Annotated in this window: 15 protein-coding genes; 6 read left to right on the plus strand and 9 right to left on the minus strand. The window is 63.0% G+C overall.

Annotated elements, in window-relative coordinates:
• Both AC244_RS22885 and AC244_RS22890 read left to right on the plus strand, forming a co-directional pair.
• On the plus strand, nucleotides 1-281 hold a 281-nt coding region (locus tag AC244_RS22885; protein WP_234717008.1), incomplete at its 5' end, for an isocitrate/isopropylmalate family dehydrogenase.
• Between the two features lie 188 nt (nucleotides 282-469).
• A complete protein-coding gene (locus AC244_RS22890) occupies nucleotides 470-1,144 on the plus strand; it encodes a phosphatase PAP2 family protein (RefSeq protein ID WP_053251128.1) in 675 nt (224 codons plus the stop codon).
• A gap of 77 nt (nucleotides 1,145-1,221) precedes the next feature.
• Here the strand turns inward: AC244_RS22890 and AC244_RS22895 are convergent, their stop codons facing one another.
• The 5 genes from AC244_RS22895 to AC244_RS22915 all read right to left on the minus strand — a co-directional run bounded on the left by AC244_RS22895 (nucleotide 1,222) and on the right by AC244_RS22915 (nucleotide 7,561).
• Nucleotides 1,222-3,111, minus strand: a complete 1,890-nt coding sequence (locus AC244_RS22895; RefSeq protein ID WP_053251129.1) for an MFS transporter — start codon at nucleotides 3,109-3,111, stop codon at nucleotides 1,222-1,224.
• A 171-nt stretch (nucleotides 3,112-3,282) separates the two neighbouring features.
• Nucleotides 3,283-4,545: an ABC transporter permease gene (locus tag AC244_RS22900; protein ID WP_053251130.1), complete on the minus strand. Its 1,263-nt coding sequence runs from the start codon at nucleotides 4,543-4,545 to the stop codon at nucleotides 3,283-3,285.
• Nucleotides 4,542-5,231: an ABC transporter ATP-binding protein gene (locus AC244_RS22905; protein ID WP_053251131.1), complete on the minus strand. Its 690-nt coding sequence runs from the start codon at nucleotides 5,229-5,231 to the stop codon at nucleotides 4,542-4,544. Before AC244_RS22905 ends, AC244_RS22900 begins: the two co-directional genes overlap by 4 nt.
• Nucleotides 5,232-5,234: 3 nt before the next feature.
• Nucleotides 5,235-5,699, minus strand: a complete 465-nt coding sequence (locus tag AC244_RS22910) for a hypothetical protein (protein WP_053251132.1) — start codon at nucleotides 5,697-5,699, stop codon at nucleotides 5,235-5,237.
• Nucleotides 5,700-5,809: 110 nt separating this feature from the next.
• Nucleotides 5,810-7,561 carry an alkaline phosphatase gene (locus AC244_RS22915; RefSeq protein ID WP_053251223.1) on the minus strand — a complete coding sequence of 584 codons (1,752 nt, stop codon included), beginning with the start codon at nucleotides 7,559-7,561 and terminating at the stop codon, nucleotides 5,810-5,812.
• Nucleotides 7,562-7,950: 389 nt separating this feature from the next.
• On the opposite strand from AC244_RS22915, the gene AC244_RS22920 reads away from it, so the two are divergent.
• Together AC244_RS22920 and AC244_RS22925 are read left to right on the plus strand one after the other, a co-directional pair.
• Nucleotides 7,951-8,985, plus strand: a complete 1,035-nt coding sequence (locus tag AC244_RS22920; RefSeq protein WP_053251133.1) for an aspartate-semialdehyde dehydrogenase — start codon at nucleotides 7,951-7,953, stop codon at nucleotides 8,983-8,985.
• A gap of 208 nt (nucleotides 8,986-9,193) precedes the next feature.
• Nucleotides 9,194-10,015 carry a lytic transglycosylase domain-containing protein gene (locus AC244_RS22925; protein WP_053251224.1) on the plus strand — a complete coding sequence of 274 codons (822 nt, stop codon included), beginning with the start codon at nucleotides 9,194-9,196 and terminating at the stop codon, nucleotides 10,013-10,015.
• A 70-nt stretch (nucleotides 10,016-10,085) separates the two neighbouring features.
• Here AC244_RS22925 and AC244_RS22930 read toward each other — a convergent pair whose 3' ends face one another.
• Nucleotides 10,086-10,733, minus strand: a complete 648-nt coding sequence (locus tag AC244_RS22930; protein ID WP_152976064.1) for a carbonic anhydrase — start codon at nucleotides 10,731-10,733, stop codon at nucleotides 10,086-10,088.
• 69 nt (nucleotides 10,734-10,802) lie between these two features.
• Nucleotides 10,803-11,684: a pyridoxal kinase PdxY gene (gene pdxY, locus AC244_RS22935; RefSeq protein WP_053251134.1), complete on the minus strand. Its 882-nt coding sequence runs from the start codon at nucleotides 11,682-11,684 to the stop codon at nucleotides 10,803-10,805.
• 282 nt (nucleotides 11,685-11,966) lie between these two features.
• On the opposite strand from pdxY, the gene AC244_RS22940 reads away from it, so the two are divergent.
• A complete protein-coding gene (locus AC244_RS22940) occupies nucleotides 11,967-16,760 on the plus strand; it encodes an NAD-glutamate dehydrogenase (RefSeq protein WP_053251135.1) in 4,794 nt (1,597 codons plus the stop codon).
• Between the two features lie 193 nt (nucleotides 16,761-16,953).
• Nucleotides 16,954-18,315, plus strand: coding sequence for an MFS transporter (locus tag AC244_RS22945; RefSeq protein WP_082367072.1), 1,362 nt, complete (start codon nucleotides 16,954-16,956; stop codon nucleotides 18,313-18,315).
• A gap of 61 nt (nucleotides 18,316-18,376) precedes the next feature.
• Here the strand turns inward: AC244_RS22945 and purH are convergent, their stop codons facing one another.
• Entirely contained in the window at nucleotides 18,377-19,987 is a 1,611-nt protein-coding gene (gene purH / locus AC244_RS22950; RefSeq protein ID WP_053251137.1) for a bifunctional phosphoribosylaminoimidazolecarboxamide formyltransferase/IMP cyclohydrolase, read from the minus strand.
• Nucleotides 19,988-20,127: 140 nt separating this feature from the next.
• Entirely contained in the window at nucleotides 20,128-21,813 is a 1,686-nt protein-coding gene (locus AC244_RS22955; RefSeq protein ID WP_053251138.1) for a heparinase II/III domain-containing protein, read from the minus strand.
• Nucleotides 21,814-21,897 lie beyond the last annotated feature (84 nt).

A 21,897-nucleotide genomic window follows, 5' to 3' on the forward strand; every position in this document is an offset into this window, starting at 1 on the left:
CCGGCAAGCGCAAGGCGCTCTATGAGCCGGTGCACGGCTCGGCGCCGGACATTGCCGGCAAGGGCATCGCCAACCCGATCGCCATGATCGCCTCGTTTGCCATGTGCCTGCGCTACTCCTTCAACCTTACGAAGGAAGCCGACAATCTGGAGAAGGCGATCGCCAATGTGCTCGACCAGGGCATCCGCACCGGCGACATCATGGCCGAAGGCGCCCGGCAGGTCGGTACCGTCGAGATGGGCGAAGCCATCCTCGCCGAGTTCAAGAGCCTGTCGGCCTGACTACTGCATAATTCCCGTCATCTTTTCAAAACACCTCCGGAGCGATCCGGAGGTGTTTGCGTTCGGTGGTCTTGAATTTGGCGGCCAAACCGACACATGCAGGCAAATGCCGCGAGCAATAGGTGCGAAGAGGGGCAGCTCGGCATCTAAGCGCATTTTTTGCATGCAGATCGTTTGGAAAGGCAATCATGAACCGACCGCTCGCATCAACCGGATGGATCCTCTTGACGACGCTGATCCTCGTGCTCGCTTTCATCCCGCTCGATCCGTTTCTCTCGGAGCGGGCGCAGGCCCTGCCCGAGAGCATCATCGCCTTCAACCGCCTGATCACCGACTTCGGCACCTTCGGCTGGATGATCTATCTCTCGGGTCTGGCCCTTGCCGTCGCCTTCATCCTCAGGCGTGTGGTCCGACGCGAGCCGCTTCAACGCAAGGCCCGCACCGTGCGCAATCTTGCTGCCTATTTTTTCCTGACCATCGGCACCGCCAGCGTGCTGGTTCACGCGCTGAAGGTCCTGATCGGTCGCGCAAGGCCGGAACTTCTGGTCGATCTGGGCGCCTACAGCCTGACGCCATTTACCGGCGACACCCTGTTCGAGAGCTTTCCATCGGGCCATTCGACCGCGGCGGGCGCCTTCTTCGGGGTCTTTGCCATGCTGCTGCCGAAGCTGCGGCCGCTCTTTTTCACACTGGCACTGGTGATCGGGGCCTCGCGCGTCATCGTCGGCGCCCACTATCCGAGCGACGTTGCCGCCGGGTTGCTGCTCGGCCTCTGGACCTCGCTGATGGTGGCGTTTCTCTTTGCCAAGCGCGGCTGGCTTTTCCGCCCCGACGAGGCGGGCTGGCCGATCCCCAAGGGCTGAGACACCCGCCCATAAAAAAGCCGGCGCGGAAGACCGCGCCGGAGTCAGGAGAGCCGTGATGCCTCTCGGGGAAGTCTTTAGTCCATCGCGTGGATGTCGCGATCCTTGGTTTCCGGCAGGAACAGCATGCCGATTACCAGGGTGATGCCCGCAAACACGATCGGGTACCAGAGACCGTAGTAGATATCGCCCTGGGCCGCGCTCATCGCGAAGGCCGTTGCCGGCAGCAGGCCACCGAACCAACCGTTGCCGATATGGTAGGGCAGGGACATGCCGGTGTAGCGGATGCGGGTCGGGAACAGTTCGACCAGCAGGGCGGCGATCGGGCCGTAGACCATCGTCACATAGATGACGAGAACGGTCAGAACGGCGATGATCATCGTCCAGTTGACGTTGGCGGGATCCGCCACCATCGCGAAGCTGCCAGCCTTGGCAATCGTGTAGACGGCCATTTCGGTAGCAGCACCAACCTCGTCCTTCGTCAAGAGCTTGTCGGCGATCAGCTTGTCGGCCGGAACCATGGTCTTTTCGCCGCCGCGAACGGCAGCGGCATCAAGGACCAGTTCCGGGTTGGCGGCAACAAAACCGTCGAGCTTGGATTCCGGAACCTTTGCCGCGCCACGAACAAGCGGATAGCCGGCATCGTGCAGAGCCATGTTGACCTGCTTTTCGAAGGCACCGTTTGCAGCCTTGGCGCCATCGCCTGCGGCGACCGCGTCGTAGCTGTTGATCGTGGTTTCTCCGACCTTGACCGTTGCTGCGGTCCCGGCGGCTGCCGTCGTTACGACGTCGTAGGGGACCGAGTTCTTGGTCAGGAACGCCGTTGCGATGTCGCACGAGGTCGTGAACTTGGCCGTACCGGTCGGGTTGAACTGGAACTTGCAGTCGCCCGGTGCGGCGGTCACGGTTGCCCGTACCGTTGCCTGGGCCTGAGCGAGCGCCGGGTTACCGGCCCAGGTCAATGCCTTGAACAGCGGGAAGTAGGTGAGCATGGCAAGCAGCAGGCCGGCCATGATGATCGGCTTGCGGCCGATCTTGTCGGAGAGCCAACCGAAGAGCACGAAGAAGCCCGTACCGATCAGCAGCGAGGCGGCGACCATGATGTTGGCCGACTGACCGTCCACCTTGAGCACGCCCGTCAGGAAGAACAGCGCGTAGAACTGACCGGAGTACCAGACGACGGCCTGGCCGACGACGGCGCCGAACAGTGCCAGAAGCGCGATCTTCGCGTTCTTCCACTGGCCGAAGGCTTCCGACAGCGGTGCCTTGGAACCCTTGCCCTCTTCCTTCATCTTCTTGAAGGCCGGCGACTCGTTCATCTTCAGGCGGATCCAGACGGAAACGCCGAGAAGCGCGACCGAGACGAGGAACGGAATGCGCCAGCCCCAGGCAGCAAAGGCTTCCTTGCCGACCAGGAACTGGACGAGCAGGATCACCACCAGCGACAGGAACAGACCGAGCGTCGCCGTCGTCTGGATCCAGGATGTGAAGTAACCGCGGCGTCCGTGCGGCGCATGCTCGGCCACATAAGTGGCAGCACCGCCATATTCGCCACCGAGCGCCAGGCCCTGAAGCATACGCAGGACGATGAGCAGGATCGGCGCGGCGATGCCGATGGAGGCAGCGCCAGGCAGGATGCCGACCAGGAAGGTCGACAGACCCATGATCAGGATCGTCACCAGGAATGTGTACTTGCGGCCGACGAGGTCACCGAGACGACCGAAGACCAGAGCACCGAACGGGCGAACCAGGAAGCCCGCGGCGAACGCCAGAAGCGCGAAGATGTTTCGCGTCGTTTCCGGATAGGAGCTGAAGAAGGTCGCACCGATGTAAACGGCAAGCGAACCGTAGAGATAGAAATCGTACCATTCGAACACGGTACCAAGCGATGAGGCGAAGATGACCTTCTTCTCCTCGCCGGTCATTGGACGCGCTTTTACGTCGTCCGCTGTCGCGACATTTGCCATTTTGTTTATCCTCCACTCCAAAACAGCCCATTGGAGCGCCCATTGGCTGGCTCGGACATTCCTCCCTTGAACGTCCGAACGTGGTGCGCATGATCACAGGATGTCAGAAAAGAGGCCCCCTAGGCAGGGATGCTTTCGGCTTATGACTTTGGTCTAAGAAGCCTCAGGACCTCAGGCCCTAAGGGCTGCCGCCGGCGATTGCCGGTAGGCGAGCACGGCCGGCAGCATGGCGAGACAGGCGGCGAAGGCGAGAATGGCGGAGACAAGAAATCCGTCGCCGGCGGTGAACATGACAGGCATGGCAACGCCGCTCTCGCCGGAAAGATATCCGGCTATCAACTTGGCGGCGCCGAAGCCGAGCGCGAAACCGATGAGCACGCCGGCTGCGGTCAGCGCAAACAGTTCGCTCCAGACAATGACAAGTACCGCCGTGCGCGGCGCGCCGAATGCCCTAAGCGCCCCGATCTGCCGTCGGCGCTGGCCGACATGCAGGATCGTGACGAGCAGGATCGCGGCTGCGACCAGAACCTGGGCGCCCGTCGTTACCCCTACGAGCACCCGCTTGGCGTCGCCGAGCGTGGCATAGAGGTTCGTCAGCACTTCGCCGGGAAAGACCGCCAGCGTCATGTTACTGCGGTAGTCCTGCCGGAGCTTGTAGGCATCGGCGATCGATTTGGGTTTGACGAGGATTGCCGGCAGGCCGGGCGTCGCCTTGCTCCAATCTTCGTCGAGCACCGCGTCCGCATCGATATGCGGGTGGTCCACCTCTGCACCGGGCGCGGTCTCGTCATGCGGGTGGTCGTCGTGGCCATCGGCATCTTGGTGTTCGGCCGCCGCCATTCCATGCAGCGCCCAGACGGCCTGCATCGGCACAAGAATGGCTCGGTCCCAGGCGGTATCAGTGGGTTTGAGCCGTCCGACGATGCGATAGGCGAGTTCCGTGTGGGCGTGACCGCCGAGTTCGGCAAATCCGTGGGTGGGCTTGACCGCATAGCCGATCGGCAGATCGACGGCAGCACCTGCAACCGCCTCGCCGAGGGCGGCAAAGACACGGCCCTCGGCAAGCTGTTCGAGTTCGCCGACCAGCCCGGTGGAGGTACCGACGACGGCATAACCACCAAAACTGTCGCCGAAACCGACCGGCGCTGCGGAGGCAACGCGCGGATCGGCGAGAAGACGGGGCAGGACCGTGCCCTCCATCAGCGGCAGCGGCGAGGGCTGCAGGAAGATCGATGAAAGCACGAGCTGCGTCTCGCTGCCAGGCGCGCCGATCACGAGGTCGAACTTGTCGGCGGCGCGCGCGCTGCCGAGACGAAGGGCGCGCTCCTGCAAGGTGACGGCAACGCCGAGCGCTGTTGCCAGCGCGACCAACAACACGACCACGAGGGAACCGGCCCAGAGACGACGCAGATCCGCAAGGATGAAGCCGATCATGCTGCGCGCTCCTCGATCACGCCGTCCTCGACGATACGCCCGGCGGCAAGCCGGATGCGGCGATCCATGCGTCGCGACAGCGCCAACTCGTGCGTCGCGACGATCAGGGTGCAGCCGCTTTCGGTGGAAAGCTCAAGCAGCAGATCGCCGACGGCATCGCCGGCGTCGCTATCGAGGCTGGCGGTGGGCTCGTCGGCAATAACCACCCCCGGCTTGCGTAACAGGGCGCGGGCAATCGCCACGCGCTGCATCTCGCCGCGCGACATGGTCTCGATCATCTGCGTCGGCCGGGCGAGGCCGACGCGCAGCAGCAAATGTTCTGCACGCGCGCCGACATCACGGGTCATGGCGCCGGAGAGCCTTGCCGGCAGCAGAACGTTTTCCAGCGCGCTGAGGCCGGGGAAAAGGTGAAAATCCTGCAGGACGAGGCCGATATTGGCACCGCGCCAGCGATCGCGGCCACCTTCGGAGAGCGCGCAAATATCCACACCGCCCCAGAGGACACGGCCTTGCCCGGCGCGCTCGAGCCCGGTCAGGATGCTGATCAGGGTACTTTTTCCGGACCCGGACGCACCGGTGAGCGCCACACGGCTGCCGGCGGTGACGCTGAGGCTGTCGATCGCCAGAGCCGGCGCCGCAAGTCCGGGAAAGCTGACATCGACCCCTGCGAGCTGAAGACCAAGCATGCGCTAGACCGCGTAGAACTGGGATGAGCGCAGGCGCAGCAGGCTGACAAAACCCGTCTCCGGGTCCGTCCAGGAGCCGACCTCCAGCGTCCCGCGAACCTCGATCGTCTGGCCGGGCGGCACGAAGGTCTGCTTCTCCCCGAGATAGACGACGACGATGTTGTCCGGCCAGTCGGAATCCGACGAACAGAACGGACAAAGGGCCATCGGGATCTCTGTCAGCACGAAGAACGCCGCCTCGGCCTTGAGCGGCGGCGCCATGAAGCCGCGCATGCGGACTTCCTGGCCGGCAAGGCTCTTTACCTTTTGCGAGAATTCCAGACCGAGCACGCTCACCTTGCCGTAAAGCTCATCGAAGGTGAGGCTGTCGTCGGCCAGGGCAGGGCGCCCGTCGATCGCAACAGCCACGCCGGCGATCAGGCCGAGCACGGCTCGACGGCTCAAGGAGATGGAAGTCGGTAGGGTCATCGTCTCATCGCCAATGGTGCCCCCGGCGGCACCTGAGCACCCCGCCGGCAGGAATGAACGTCAAGTGAAGCCTCCTCCCCGGTCTGAGGGAGGAGGCAGGTTTCAAACGATCAGTTGGTCTGCTTCACGCCGAGAGCAAGCGCGTCGACGAGAACGCGATAGACGTCGCTCTGCTCCATGTAACCCCTGAAGCCTTCGCTCCCCGGGCCTTCCGACTGCAACACGACGTCATCGACCGTGTGCTGGCCGGTGCTTTCGTCCTTCGGCAGGATGCCGACGCGCAGGACCGCGCCGGGCATGTCCTTATAGGCTTCGTTGGCGACATACTCGTCCTTCTCGTTCTTCACCGCCGGCTCGAACGGGCCATCCAGCTTGGGGCTGAAGGTTTCGTAGTAGTCGGGGAAGTTGGAGACGAACATCGCCAGGCGGCGGCTCGCATCGATCTTGTCGGGGTAGCCGTCCTTGTTCTCGTCGGTGTAGTTCGGGAAGCCTGCCGAAGCGCCTGTTTTGACCTTGTCGCGGCCTTCCTTGCCCTCGACGGTGTCATCGATGATGCCGAGCAGCGAGACGCCATGGGTATGGTCGCCGGTAACGACGACCAGGGTATCCGGGTTGTTCTTTGCAAACTCGCGGGCAACGCCGACAGCCTGGTCGAACTCGATGGTCTCGACGACCGCGCGTTCCATGTCGAGCGGATGGCTCATCTTGTCGATCGAAGCGCCCTCAACCATCAGGAAGAAGCCGTCTTCATTCTTCGACAGCCGGTCGAGCGCCGTCTTCGTCATGTCGACCAGACCTGGCTGGCCCGGAAACTTTTCGGCCGTACCCTTCTTCAGGAATTCGCGATCAAGCGTCACGTCCATGTTGCCCGTGTGGAACAAGCCGAGAAGCTTGCCGTCGGCAGGCGCATTGGCGAGTTCGGTCTTGTCGGTGGCGAGCGCATAGCCGGCCTCCTGGAACAGCTTGATGTAGTCCTGGTTGTCCTTGCGCTTGGAGCCGGGCGTCTCCTTGCCAAGGAAATAGGCCGAGCCGCCGCCAAGGATGACCTCCGGCTTGACGTCGTAGATCATGCCGACGATTTCGGCCTTGTCGTTGCGGTTGCGCGTATGGGAGACGACGGCTGCCGGGGTGGCATCCTCGATTTCCGAGGTGGTGACGAGGCCGATCGACTTCTGCGTCTGGCGGCGCAGCGCCTCCGCGATGGTTTCGACGCGCGGATCGTCGAGGCTGTCGGGCGTGCGGTCGCCATAGACGCCGACGGCGTTGATCACGGTCTTGTGGCCGGTCATGTAGGCCGACATGGTGTTGGCACTGTCGGTGTCGATCGAATTGGTGGCCGACGTGCCGATGAAGGCCATGCGCTCGAGGTCGTCCATGTTGAGGCGGCCATTGGCCTTACCCTCGGTCATGCCCTTCGACATGATGCGGGCGGCGGTGCGGTGCGCGACCGAAAGGCCGTCGCCCAAAAGGAAGATCACGTTCTTGACCTTCGGCTGTTCGGCCGTGGCAAAGACGTCCCAGGTCACGGTCTTCGTCTCTCCGCCGGCCGTCACTTCGACCTTGTAGCTGCCCGGTACGCCGATGATTGCATTGCGCAGCAGCAGCGCCGAACCGAGTTCCTTGTCTTCCTTGCCCTTTTCCATCGCGACATAGGCGGCTTCGGCACCGAGCGCTGCCTTGTAGTCCTGGCCGTTGACGGTCACCTTGATGTCTTCGGCCTTGACCGCACCCTTGAGCTCGACCTTGAAATCGAACGGCGAACCGGCAAGTATCGTCGCGCGATCAATGGGATAGACGTCCGCGGCCTGGGCGGCGTGGGCCAGAACCGTCGTGGCAAAGAGGGTGGCTAGAAGCGTGCGCATGGCAATCGTCCCTTTGAGGTGTCGGATTGCGCGGTCGTAACGCCCGGCCATGACAGCGCCATGACATTTGCGATCACGTTTGCGGGCGCCAAGCATCGCACGCTTGACTCGCCGATAGAAACAATTATTAGGAGCCTCGGAAAGGAAGGCATTCCATGCTTCGCCGCGAACACAACTTCGCTGACAGCAACGTCCTGGCAGAAATCGCCGGGCAGGATATGCATTTTCCAGCTTCCTTCAAAACAACGGCCAAAACGACGACGAAAACCGTCTGACGTCTCTGGCCCTCCGCTCTCTCCCCGGTTTGGCCGGGGACAGGAACCCTCGCGGCGGATCGCGCGGTTTCCCCCTCCACCCGACGAGGAGAGACAGAAAAGAGAGCTTAGATCATGGGTTTCAAGATTGCAGTCGCAGGCGCCACCGGCAATGTCGGCCGGGAGATGCTGAACATCCTTTCGGAACGCGGCTTTCCCGCCGATGAAGTGGTCGCCCTGGCTTCCGCTCGTTCCCAGGGCACGGAAGTTTCCTTCGGCGACAAGACGCTCAAGGTCAAGAACCTCGAAAACTACGATTTCTCCGATACCGATATCTGCCTGATGTCGGCCGGCGGCGCGGTATCGCTGAAGTATTCGCCGAAGATCGGCCAGCAGGGTTGCGTCGTCATCGACAACTCCTCGGCCTGGCGCTACGACGCCGAAGTGCCGCTGATCGTGCCGGAAGTGAACCCGGACGCGATCTCGCTCTTCACCAAGAAGAACATCATCGCCAACCCGAATTGCTCGACCGCTCAGCTCGTCGTCGCGCTGAAGCCGCTGCACGACCACGCCAAGATCAAGCGCGTCGTGGTTTCGACCTACCAGTCGGTTTCCGGCGCGGGCAAGGACGGCATGGATGAACTCTTCAACCAGACCCGTGCGGTCTTTGTTGCCGACCCGATCGAATCGAAGAAGTTCACCAAGCGCATCGCCTTCAACGTCATTCCGCACATCGACGTCTTCATGGAAGACGGCTACACCAAGGAAGAGTGGAAGGTTCTGGCCGAAACCAAGAAGATGCTGGATCCGAAGATCAAGGTGACCTGCACTGCCGTGCGCGTTCCTGTTTTCATCGGCCATTCGGAATCGGTCAACATCGAGTTCGAAAACGAGATCACCGCTGACGAGGCGCGCGACATCCTGCGCGAAGCACCGGGTTGCCTGGTCGTCGACAAGCACGAGAACGGCGGCTACGTCACGCCTTACGAGTGCGCCGGCGAAGACGCGACCTACATCTCGCGCATCCGCGAAGACGCAACCGTCGAAAACGGCCTCAACATCTGGGTCGTTTCCGACAACCTGCGCAAGGGTGCTGCACTCAACGCGATTCAGATCGCCGAGTTGCTGATCAACCGCGGTCTGATCCGCGCCAAGAAGCAGGCCGCCTGAACGAACAGGCGGTAAAGCGCAAATAAGAACCCCGCCTGGCCCGTTATCGGCCTGCGGGGTTTCCTGTTTCACGGGTCCGTGTGAAAAATTGATCGGATTCACGTGAAACCATTAGGGAATTTCCGCCCATGAGGGGCGGGTGACAGAGCCGGCGACGGCTGGCATCTTTCGTAACGGCAACCAGATTCGGGCAATGACGGGGTATTTCATGCACACGGCAAAGTGCGTAGCGATTGGGCTTGCGGCCCTGATTTCAACGGCGATCCTTCCGGCGACCGCTTCGGCGGCACAGTGCGGCAACGACGGCAGCGGTTTTGCAGCCTGGATGACGCAGTTCAAGCAGGAAGCCGCCGGCAACGGCATCAGCCCTGCAGTGCTCGACAAGGCGCTCTCCGGCGTTTCGTACAACAAGGCGACGATCCGCGCCGACCGTGGCCAGAAGAGCTTCAAGCTCTCGCTCAGCCAGTTCATGCAGAAGCGCGGCGGCCAGACGATCATTTCGCGCGGCAAGAAGATGAAGGCCCAAAACGCGGCGCTCTTTAACAGCATCGAGCAGCGCTACGGCGTGCCGGCCGGCCCGCTGATCGCCATCTGGGGCATGGAAACCGGCTTCGGCGGCTTCATGGGCAAGGAGCATACGCTCTCTGCCGTTTCGACGCTCGCCTATGACTGCCGCCGCTCCGACTACTTCACCAACCAGCTCTACGCGGCACTGCAACTCGTCCAGCGCGGCGATCTCAGCCCGGCTGCACGGGGTGCTGCCCATGGTGAAATCGGACAGACCCAGTTCCTTCCGGCCAACGTGCTGAAATTCGGCGTCGACGGCGACGGCAACGGCCATATCGACATGGTTCGTTCGAAGGCGGACGCGCTTGCTTCGACCGCCAACTTCCTGCGTGGACACGGCTGGCAGCCGGGCGCTGGATATCAGCCGGGACAGGCGAATTTCGGCGCGATCCAGGGTTGGAACGCCGCCAGCGTCTACCAGCAGGCCATCGCCATCATCGGCACGGAAATCGACGGCGACTGATCGCCACGATCAGAGATTTGCAGATGACGAAGCCCGGTTCGAAAGGACCGGGCTTTTTCGTTGATGTCGATCACATGCCGGGACGGGCAAAATCGCCGGTCTTCGGATCCATCACCCAGAGCTCGCCGGTTGAGATGTCGAACCAGGCACCGTGAAGCTGGAGCTTGCCCTTCGATTCGAGAATTTGAACGCAGGGGAAGGTGCGCAGATTGGCGATCGAGTTTCGGATCGAGACCCGTTCCAGCGCCCGCTGCCGCTCGGCCTGGGTCATCACGTCGTTGCTCTGGATCTGCTCGGCGGACGGCTTCAAGAGGTTCATCCAGCGGCCGATGAAATCACCCGGCGACAAGGGCTCGGCATCCAGGTCGAGTGCAGCCTTGATGCCGCCGCAGCGGCCATGGCCCATGACGACGATGTCGCTGACGCGCAACGACTGGACCGCAAATTCCAGAGCTGCCGACGTCGAATGGTAGTGACCGTCGGGCTCGTAGGGCGGCATGAGATTGGCGACGTTGCGCACGACGAAGAGCTCGCCCGGACCGCTGTCGAAGATCGTCTCGGGCGCTGCCCGGGAGTCACAACAGGCGATGACCATGGTCTTGGGTTTCTGCCCGCTGTCCGCCAATGTCTTGTAACGCTGCTGCTGTTCACTGAAACGACCGCTCATAAAGTTGCGATAGCCGTTCAGAAGGTGGTCCGGAAAACGCTGCATATCCATCGGTTACCCCGCTGCTGTCGAGAGTTCAATCCACCAAGCCGTCCGACGGCGTGCCGTGAACAGCTTCTTCTATTTCCGGCGCATCTGGCTCGGATGCAGCAGGCGCCGCATCTGCACCATCGCCATCGGCGTCGAGAGGCTCGACGCATCCTGTTCGAGCGTCAGTTCATCGGCGCCGCGCTTGACCGTGCGCGCGATAATTTCGAAAACGCTGGCCGTGGCCATCTGGAGCGCGCGCTCCTCGGACAGTCCTTCCAGCAGACGCGCCAGGAACACCGCCGTCAGCAGGTCGCCCGTGCCGTTCGGCGGGTTCTCGATCAGCCGATGCTCGGCAAGGAGCGCGTGGTTGCCGGAGAGATAGAGGTTTCCCGTGCCGCCGTTCATCATCGGGATCGCCGAGGTGACGAGCATCCGCGAAGGACCGAGCGCCAGCGCCGCATCAAGAATTGCCGCGTTGGTCTCAAGCGTCGCGCCGGCCAGCCAGGCCAGTTCGAAGCGGTTGGGCGTGGCGAGGCTTGCAAGCGGCAACAGCCGGTCGCGGATGGCGGTCGCCGTCGCCTCGGGCACGTAGAGCCCTTCGGCGTCGCCGATCACCGGGTCGCAGGCGTAGACGAGATCCGGATTGCGGGCGCGCAGGGCGGTGACCAGCCGGGCAACGCCGTCTGCCTGCCCTGCCGAGCCAAGATAGCCGGAGAGCACCGCCCGAACCTCGCCGGCCCAGGGCGCCTGAGCCAGATCGTCGATCACCGACTGGAACTCCGCGTCGGGTATCGTGATGCGCGTCGAACGGCCATGGCCAGGATGCCAGGGCAGAATGACGGTCGGCAGAGCCCAGACGGGATGGCCAAGTGTCTCCAGGGCGAAGACAACCGCCCGATTGCCGACGGTACCGCGAACCACATGACTAGAAATGACGATGACGGCACCAGGCAAGGAGGGCATTTCGGGCATCGGCCAGTCCAATCCTTCGATTTGAACTCTGATCACCGACTGTCACCGCCATGTCAACAGGCGATGGCAGACAGGTTCCGCACAAGCCGCTGGCGTTTTCGTGCTTTTTCATCGAAATTCGAGCAATTTTCGCCAATTTGCCTTCGATTTAAATGGATTTAAGCTGTTTTCGCGTGAGATTCTCCGACTTTTGGCTCGTTTTTGCCGAAATCGTCATAAAAAGCGGTCGCCATTAGCCATGGTTCTGATAGGGTCTAGCCTATCATGAATGGGAGAAACTTCATGGGCGTGAAATACAATCCGAAGCGGGACAGACACATCGACGCAGCGAAGGCGGCCGCCACCAAACTGGGCTCCGACGCGCTGGCGCCGGAGATCCTCTTCGGCGGGGCCAGCAACGACGACCTCGATCTCTATTCGGCGGACATGCTGGCACTGACGGCGGCCCATGCGAGAAGCGAACTCGCACGCTGGGACGGCGGCAAACCTCAGGTTTCGGTTGAAACAGTGGCCGGCGTCGCGCCTGGCGGCACCGAAGTTTCGATCATTGCGGTCACCGAACACAACATGCCGTTCCTCTATGATTCGGTCATGGGCGAGGTGACGAGCACCCACCGCGACATCCATCTCGCGATCCATCCCATTCTGGTCCAGGAGCCGGGCAAGCCCATCAAGCTGTTCGATCCGGATGAACCGAGCGATCCTGCGCATCGGATCAGCCATATCCAGATCCACCTGAGCAAGTTGACGCCGGCGGAGGCGCAATCGCTGAGCAACCGCATCCGCGACGTGCTCGATCAGGTTCACCAGGCCGTGCACGACTGGCCGGCAATGACGACACTGCTCGATCAGGCGATGCAGGAGCTCGAGGACTACAACGCCTCGCGCAAGAAGAGCGACCGCGACGAAGCGCTGGCGTTCCTCCGCTGGCTCAGGGACAACAACTTCACCTTCCTCGGCATGCGCGAATACACCTATTCCGGCAAGGGCGGGAAGGCGACGGTCGAGCGCGGCAAGGGCAGGGGCCTCGGCATCCTTTCCAATCCCGATGTGCGCGTGCTGCGCCAGGGCCAGGACGCGGTTCTGACCACCCCTGAAATTCTGGCCTTCCTCGAAAGCCCGGATTTCCTGATCGTCACCAAGGCCAATGTGAAGTCGGTCGTGCACCGCCGCGCCTATATGGATTACATCGGCGTCAAGCGTTTCGATGCCGACGGCAATGTCGCCGGCGAACTGCGCATCGTCGGCCTGTTCACCTCCTCGGCCTATACCCGCCAGGCTGCGGAAATCCCGCTCTTGCGCCACAAGATCGAGAAGATCGTCGATCATTTCGGCTACGATCCGCAGAGCCACTCCGGCAAGATGCTGGACAACACGCTGGAATCCTACCCGCGTGACGACCTCTTCCAGATCGACGTCGGTCTGCTGGCCGCGTTCTGCGAACAGATCAACGAGCTGGGAGACCGTCCGCGCATCCGCGTTCTGCCGCGCATCGACCATTTCGACCGCTTCGTTTCGGTCATCGTCTTCGTGCCGCGCGAACAATATGATTCCGATGTTCGCGAGAAGATCGGGGACTATCTGAAGACCGCCTATGACGGCCGCGTTTCGGCCTATTACCCGGCCTTCCCCGAAGGCGGCCTGGCGCGCGTGCACTTCATCATCGGCCGCTCCGCTGGCAAGACCCCGCGCATTCCGCAGGCCAAGCTCGAGGAGGCCGTACGCGGCATCGTCACGCGCTGGATCGATCGCTTCGACCTGCTTGCCCGCAAGGACGGTATAGAGCTCAGCGTTGGCGGAGCCTACCAGGCGGCCTTCGCACCGGCCGAAGCCTATGCCGATCTCGCCGATATCGCCGCCTGCAAGGCGGAAGATCCGATCCGGATCTCGTTCTACCACTACAACCGTCCGGTCAACCGTCCGGACACGGCGGAGCTGAAGATCTTCCACGCCGGCGAGCCCGTATCGCTTTCGCGCCGCGTGCCGCTGCTCGAAAACCTCGGCTTCCGGGTCATAAGCGAGCAGACCTACGACCTCAACGTCGGCAAGCATGGTGAAGACCAGCGTCTCGTCGTCCTGCACGACATGGAACTGATCCATCGCGACGGCCATGCGCTCAATCTCGACAAATCGGGCGCAGCGCTCGAGGAAGCCTTCCTCGCCGCCTGGAACGGCACCATCGAGGACGACAACTTCAACAGGCTGATCCTGCTCGCCGGTCTGAACGCCCGCGAAGTGACGGTGTTGCGCGCCTATGCCCGCTACCTGCGCCAGGCCGGCATCACCTATTCGCAAGGCTATATCGCCGACACGCTGAACAAATATCCTGATATTGCCGCCGATATCTTCAAGCTGTTCGTGACCCGTATGGACCCGGCGATCGAGGAAAAGCCGCGCGCCAAGAAATGCAACGCCCTTTTCGCGTCGATCGAGACCGCACTGTCGGCGGTACCGAGCCTCGACGAGGACCGGATCCTGCGCCGCTACGTCAACGCGATCGAGGCGACGCTCCGGACCAACTACTTCCAGAAGGACGCTGACGGAAAGCCGCGCGCGGTGCTTGCCTTCAAGCTCGACCCCAAGCAGCTCGAGGGCCTGCCGGAGCCGCGTCCGTTCCGCGAGATCTTCGTCTACGGCACCGAAGTCGAAGGTGTGCACTTACGCTTCGGCAAGGTCGCCCGTGGCGGTCTTCGCTGGTCCGACCGGGCACAGGACTACCGGACTGAAGTGCTGGGCCTGGTGAAGGCGCAGCAGGTCAAGAACGCCGTCATCGTGCCCGTCGGCGCCAAGGGTGGCTTCTATCCGAAGCAGCTGCCGGTCGGCGGCAGCCGCGACGAGGTGTTCAAGGCCGGTACCGAGGCCTACAAAACCTTTATCCGCACCATGCTGTCGGTCACCGACAACATCGTCGGCCAGGATGTCGTGCCGCCGGCCGACACCCTGCGCCGCGACGGTGACGATCCCTATTTCGTCGTCGCCGCCGACAAGGGCACCGCCACCTTCTCCGACACCGCCAACGGCCTCGCCCAGGAAGCGGGATTCTGGCTGGACGACGCGTTCGCTTCGGGCGGATCGGCCGGCTACGACCACAAGAAGATGGGCATCACCGCGCGGGGCGCCTGGGAAACCGTCAAGCGGCACTTCCGCGAGATGGACATCGACATCCAGACGACGCCCTTCACCGTCGCCGGCGTCGGCGACATGTCGGGCGACGTGTTCGGCAACGGCATGCTGCTTTCCGAAAAGATCCGTCTGCTTGCGGCCTTCGACCACCGCGACATCTTCATCGATCCGGCAGCGGATACCGATGTTTCCTTCGCCGAGCGCAAGCGCATGTTCGCCCTGCCGCGCTCGAGCTGGCAGGACTATGATCGCAAGACGCTTTCCGAAGGCGGCATGATCATTTCCCGCGCCGAAAAATCGGTGACGCTGACACCGGAAGCCATGGCTGCGATCGGCATCGACAAGCAAAAGGCCACGCCGTTCGAGATCATGAACGCGATCCTGAAGAGCCAGGTGGATCTCCTCTGGTTCGGCGGTATCGGTACCTATGTGCGCGGCAGCAACGAGACGGATGCAGAAGTCGGCGACCGCGCCAATGACGCGATCCGCGTGACCGCCGAAGAGGTTCGTTCCCGTGTCATCGGCGAGGGCGCAAATCTCGGTGTCACGCAGAAGGGCCGTATCGGCTTCGGCCTGAACGGCGGCCGCTGCAACTCCGACGCCATCGACAACTCGGCGGGCGTCAACTCGTCCGACGTCGAGGTCAATATCAAGATCGCACTGGCCTCCGCGATGCGCGACGGTCGCCTGACACGCCAGAAGCGCAACACGCTGCTGGCGTCGATGACCGAGGAAGTCGGCCATCTCGTGCTGCGCAACAACTATGAGCAGTCTCTGGCGATCTCGCTCACCGAGCTGCAGGGTGCCGGCAACCGGACGACCCTCGGCCGCCTGATGACGCGGCTCGAGGCCGACGGCCATCTCAACCGCAAGGTCGAGACGCTACCGACCGACCAGGCCATGACCGAGCGCTATCAGGCGGGCAAGCCACTGACGCGCGCGGAGATTGGCGTGCTGCTCTCCTACTCGAAGCTGGTGCTGTTCGACGAGCTGATCGCCAGCGCGCTTCCCGACGACCCGTATTTCACGACGACGCTGGAACGCTACTTTCCGGGCAAGATGCGCAAGGCCTATGCCGGCGACATCCACGGCCACCGGCTGCGCCGCGAGATCATCGCGACGGTGCTGGCCAACGAAACCATCAATCGCGGCGGCCCCGCCTTCGTTTCGACCTTGACGGACGCGACCGGCTTCCTCTCGGCAGACGTCGTCAAGGCGGCGGTTCTGGCACTTGACGGCTTCGATCTGCCGCGGATCTATGACGAGATCGACGCTCTGGACAACCGCATCAGCGGCGTCCTCCAGAACGCGCTCTATCAGGAAGTTGGGCGCATCTTCGCGCTTGTCACGGAGCGGGTATTGCGCACCCACGCGGCAACGGGCTCGGTCTCCGAGGCCGTGACGCGTCTGCGCGACGGGCTGCAGAAGCTCCGCGGTACCATGCGCACCGCGATTTCGGGCGAAACCGCCGACGAGGCTCGGACAAAGACCGCCGCCTTCGTCGAGGGTGGCGTGCCGGAAAAACTGGCGGACGAGATCTCGGAACTCGCGCTGATGACTCTCGTGCCGGAAATCATGCAGATCGCCGCTGAAACCGGCGAAACGCTGAGCCGCACGGCGCAGGGCTATTTTGCCGTCACGGAAACGCTGCGGGTCAACCGCCTTCTGGCGGCGGCCGATCGTGTACCGGCGAGCGAGCAGTTCGAGGCAATGGCGCTGTCGCGCGCGGTCTCCGATATTGCCGGCGCCCGACGCGACATCACGGCAGCGGCCTTGCGCGAGCAGAAGAGCGAGCGCAATCCGGTCCAGGCCTGGCAGGAAAACGACCGCGAACGCGTTTCACGCGCCGGCGGCCAACTGACGCTCCTGACCGAGAAGGGCGAGACCACGCTTGCCAAGATTACCGTTGCGGCGGGTCTGCTCAACGACCTTGCACGCGGCAGGGCGAAATGACACAGTCCGCCCCGGGCTAGCCCGTTTGGACCGGAGGACCCTCCGGTCTCGATGAGCGAGAAATCACGATCTTTCTGCGCCGCGCGTTCACTTGAACGCACGGCGCAGTCATTTCCGGGAGGGGCAATTGGCGATTTCGGCGGACAGAACTGCAGACAAACCTGCAACGACGCGTCGCGGCATTGTCGGATGGATGCTGTTCGACTGGGCGGCACAGCCCTTCTTCACCGTGATCACCACCTTCATCTTCGGCCCTTATTTCGTCTCCCGGCTGACGGAGGATCATGCTGTCGGCCAGGCTATGTGGGGCTATACGCTCACCGTTTCCGGCATCATCATCGCCATTCTCTCCCCGGTTCTCGGCTCGATCGCCGACGCCACCGGGCCGCGGAAACCCTGGATCGGCTTTTTCGCCGTCATCAAGATCGTATCGCTGGCGATGCTTTGGTTTGCCGCACCCGGATCGCCGATCATCTACGCCGCCATCTTCATGGTGCTGGCCACCGTCGCCGCCGAATTCTCGATCGTCTTCAACGATTCGATGATGACGCGACTGGTGGACGAGAAGGACGTCGGCCGCATTTCCAACATCGCCTGGGGGCTCGGCTATCTCGGCGGCATGATCGTGCTCATCGCCGTCGTCGCGCTCTTGGCTGGCAGCCCGGAAGACGGCAAGACGGCGGCCGGTATCGATCCGCTGTTCGGGCTCGACCCGGCAAAGGGCGAGGACGCGCGTATCACCGGACCGATATCGGCGCTCTGGTACCTCGTCTTCATCATCCCGATGTTCCTCTTCACCCCGGATGCGACCAAGGCGACCATGTCGCTCCGCAAGGCGACCGTCACTGGCCTGCGAGAACTGAAGGGCACACTTGGCGAACTCAAGGAAAGATCGGGCATTTTCCGTTTCCTGATCGCACGCATGATCTTCCAGGATGGCGTCAATGGGCTCCTGGCGCTCGGCGGCACTTTTGCCGCAGCAATGTTCGGCTGGCGAACCCTGGAACTCGGCATTTACGGCATCATCTTGAACGTCGTCGCGATCGGCGGCTGTCTCTATGCGAGCAGGCTCGATACGCGGCTCGGCTCCAAGGTCATCGTTACCGCAAGCCTCGTGTGTCTCATCATCGCGACACTCGGCATCGTCTCGACCGGACCCGGCTTCACCGCCTTCGGCCTTTTGCCTTTGCCGACGGAGGATTCCGGGGGCCTGTTCGGCACCGCTGCCGAGAAGGCCTATATCCTCTACGGTCTGCTGGTCGGCATCGCCTTCGGTCCGGTTCAGGCCTCGTCGCGCTCTTATCTCGCCCGCAGCGTCAGCCTGGACGAGGCGGGGCGTTACTTTGGCCTCTATGCACTTTCCGGCCGCGCGACATCGTTCCTCGCCCCAGCATCCGTCGCCACGATCACGCTTGCGACCGGCTCGGCCCGCATCGGCATGATGGCGCTCATCGCCTTCCTTGTCGTCGGCCTCCTGATCCTCCTGCGCACGCCCTATCCGGCGAATGCCGAGCACAAGAAAGCCGCCGCATCCTGGGGACGCGACGGCCTGTAACTGTCAGTGAAAGACTTGGGGGCAATTCCGGGAGCCGTGAAAACGGCCTTCCGGAAGAGCCTTAATGGCGGAAGTGGCGCATGCCGGTGAAGACCATGGTAACGCCATGCTCATCGGCGGCGGCAATCACCTCTTCGTCGCGCATCGAACCGCCCGGCTGGATCACCGCCGTAGCACCGGCAGCGATCGCCGAGAGCAGACCGTCCGCGAACGGCAGGAATGCCTCGGAGGCCACGGCGGAGCCCTTGGTGAGCGGCGTTGCAAGGCCCAGCGCCTTGGCGGCTTCCTCGGCCTTGATCGCGGCGATGCGGGCGGAATCGACGCGGCTCATCTGGCCGGCGCCGATGCCTGCGGTCTGGCCGTCCTTGGCATAGACGACGGCGTTCGACTTCACATGCTTTGCCACCTTGAAGGCAAACTTCATGTCTTCCAATTCCTGCGCTGTCGGTGCCCGCTTGGTCACCACCTTCAGCTCCAGGTCCTCGACCATGCCGTTGTCGCGGGTCTGGACGAGAAGGCCGCCGGATACGGTTTTGGCAGAAAGGCCGGGGATGCGCGGATCCGGCAGGGCGCCCGTGGTCAAGAGCCGCAGGTTCGGCTTGCGGGCGATGACGGCCTTGGCTTCGTCGCTGACCTCAGGCGCGATGATCACTTCGGTGAAGAGCTTGACGATCTCTTCGGCCGTTTCCGCATCGAGCATCTGGTTGAGCGCGATGATGCCACCGAAGGCGGACGTGGAATCGCAGGCAAGCGCCCGTCGGTAGGCCTCGACCAGCGTCGGAGCCGTTGCCACGCCGCAAGGGTTGGCATGCTTGATGATCGCAACCGCCGGGGCCTTTTCCGGCAGGAACTCGGCGACGAGTTCAAAGGCGGCATCGGTATCGTTGATGTTGTTGTAGGAAAGCTGCTTGCCCTGCAGCAGCTTAGCTGTGGCGACGCCCGGGCGGTTCTCGCCGGTGACGTAGAAGCCCGCCTTCTGGTGCGGATTTTCGCCGTAGCGCATCTCTTCCTTCAAGACGCCGCCGAGAACGCGGTGGCGCGGCATCGGCGTATCGAGCGCCTCGGCAAACCAGTTGGAGATGGCCGCGTCATAGGCCGCCGTGCGGGCATAGGCCTTGGCCGCCATCTTCTGGCGGAACGCATAGGTCGTTGCGCCCGATGCAAGCTCTTCGAGCAGGACCGGATAGTCGGTCGGATCGGTGACGATGGTGACATAGGCGTGGTTCTTGGCGGATGCGCGGATCATTGCCGGGCCACCGATATCGATGTTTTCGACCGTCGTCGGATAATCGCCGCCCTGTGCGCGAACCTCCTCGAAGGGATAGAGATTGATCACCGCCAGATCGATCGCGGTGATGCCGTGCGCCGACATGGCCGCCTGGTGCTCGGCATCGTCGCGGATCGCCAGCAGACCGCCGTGGACGCCCGGGTGAAGGGTCTTTACCCGACCGTCCATGACCTCGGGAAAACCCGTCAGTTCCGAGACGTCGCTGACCGGAAGGCCGGCCTGCGACAACGCCTTGTGCGTGCCGCCGGTCGAAACCAGACGCACGCCTTTTTCGTGGAGCGCACGGGCAAGCTCGACGACACCGGTCTTGTCCGACACGGAGAGAAGAGCGGTCCGGACTGGAAGCTCGTTCGGGGCGGGAATTTTCTTGGAGGCGACAGCCATCAACCATGCTCCTTTGGCGGCGCCGGACGCCCGGGAGGATGCTCCGGCCATTGGGATGGCTGCCCGTTAGCATAGCTTGCCGGCCGAAGGAACCTCGGGAAGCGCACATCCTAAAATAAGGAGCTCGATTGGCTCGCGAGTCAGTTCGTGCGCGAGAAGGTCCATTGGATCTCGGGCTGCCTGGCAACGGCGAAGGTGACCGTCAGCTGCGACGAGGCGCGAATGCCGGAGGGATCGGCAAAGAAGATGTCTTCCTCGACTGCCAGCTCGCCATCCTGGCAGGCGAACAGCCAGACTTCGCCATCGGGCGCCGTCAGGTAGATTTCGCGGCCGTTGTTCTGGCGAATGGTGACGGCCGGGTGGATATGGAAGCGGGCGACAGCGACGGCCGCGTTCGTTTCTTCAGGGTCGCTGCCATCGGCACGCGAAAGCCGGTCGCGCCCGCGGATCATCCGACCGCCGTTCAGCACGCCGATGTCGCGCTCATGCAGGAGCCCGAAGGACGAGAGGTAGCCGTCATGGTTTGCCGTGACGGATTCGAGACGGCCCGGTTCGTCCTTGCGCTCCACGACGACGCGCGAGACGCCGCTGGTCATGATCGGCCCGAGAAACCGTGACTGCGAGAAGCGTGAGGACGACGTGTCGTTGACCGTCACGGTGGAATGCGCGGCGGTCATCCGTGCCATCTGGCGGAATCGCTCGCCGGCAAACTTCGGCGCACCCGAATTGATCACGAACCGCGTCTTGCCGGAGGACATTTCGAACGAGAGGCATCCGGCATGGGCGCTGCGCGAAAGATCGACGGAAAGCGGCCGGCCGGTATCGACGATGACGACGGTGTTGTCGATCGACAGCCGCTCGTAATGGGCGTGCGGCAGCGAGTGAAACGGTTCGCCGGCGGTTTCGTCGTAGCGCAGCACCGAGGCAAGCTCATGCGCCAGCACCGAGGTCGCACCGTTGAAGAGCGCCAGTTCGCCACCCTGGTGGCGGAAGAAGCGCAATGCCGGATACATCCGGTCGATGCAGGAAATGAGACGCGACGGCACATCATGCCCAAGATTGACATAGGTCTGGCGCAGCGGCAGCAGGTCGAGCAGCAGCTCCAGCCCGGCACGTGGACTGCGCGAGAAGTGGCTGCCATCGGCGAGGATCTGACGGTCGAGCTCAAAGTCGAGGTGACGCGACGCCTTGCGGATGGCCGAAGGCGTCGATGGCATCGAGACTGAGGCCATGGCAAGCGCCATCCGCACGCGAAGGCGAGCCTCGCCATCACCGACCGTTTCGGCGATGTGGCGGAGATAGCGGACCTGAAAGGCAAGGCTTTTCAGGAACCGGCGATAGAAGCCGTGCTCGGCATTGCGCAGGACCACCGGCGAGTGCGACAGCCACGCGATGATGCGCTGGGCGATGACGTCAGCATCCCAGGCAATGTCACCGAAGTTGCGGCCGTGAGTAGCGATCCAGTCGTCGACGATCTGCCGTAGGCGCACGAAACCGGCATCCTCCCGGATTGCCCGCAAATGCCTGAGCCAGCCGAACGAATGCAGGCGGACGGCAAATTCCAGCGACGGCAGATCGATCTCGAAGGGCGATTCGCCTTCGGTGTCGAGCACCCGGCCCGCCAGTGGAAAGCGGCCCTCGAGGATCTCCTCGGCGACGAACGGATCGACGGCCCGCAGATCCGTCGGCGCGACGATCAGGCGGCTGGGCGTCGAACCGGTAAAACGCAGCGACGAGACACGGCCGACCGAAAGACGGCGCGACACGCGGCGCCAGCCTTCACGCGCATACAGATAGGAAAGCCTTCGCCTGCCGGAAAACACCATCAACGCCCGCTGGTTTCCTCATTCCTGAAGCAAGCCGCTCGAGACGTCCGAACGGATGCATCGGCTTCGCGCCAGTATCGCTAG

Source organism: Ensifer adhaerens (assembly GCF_001270265.1).
Lineage (GTDB): Bacteria > Pseudomonadota > Alphaproteobacteria > Rhizobiales > Rhizobiaceae > Ensifer > Ensifer adhaerens_B.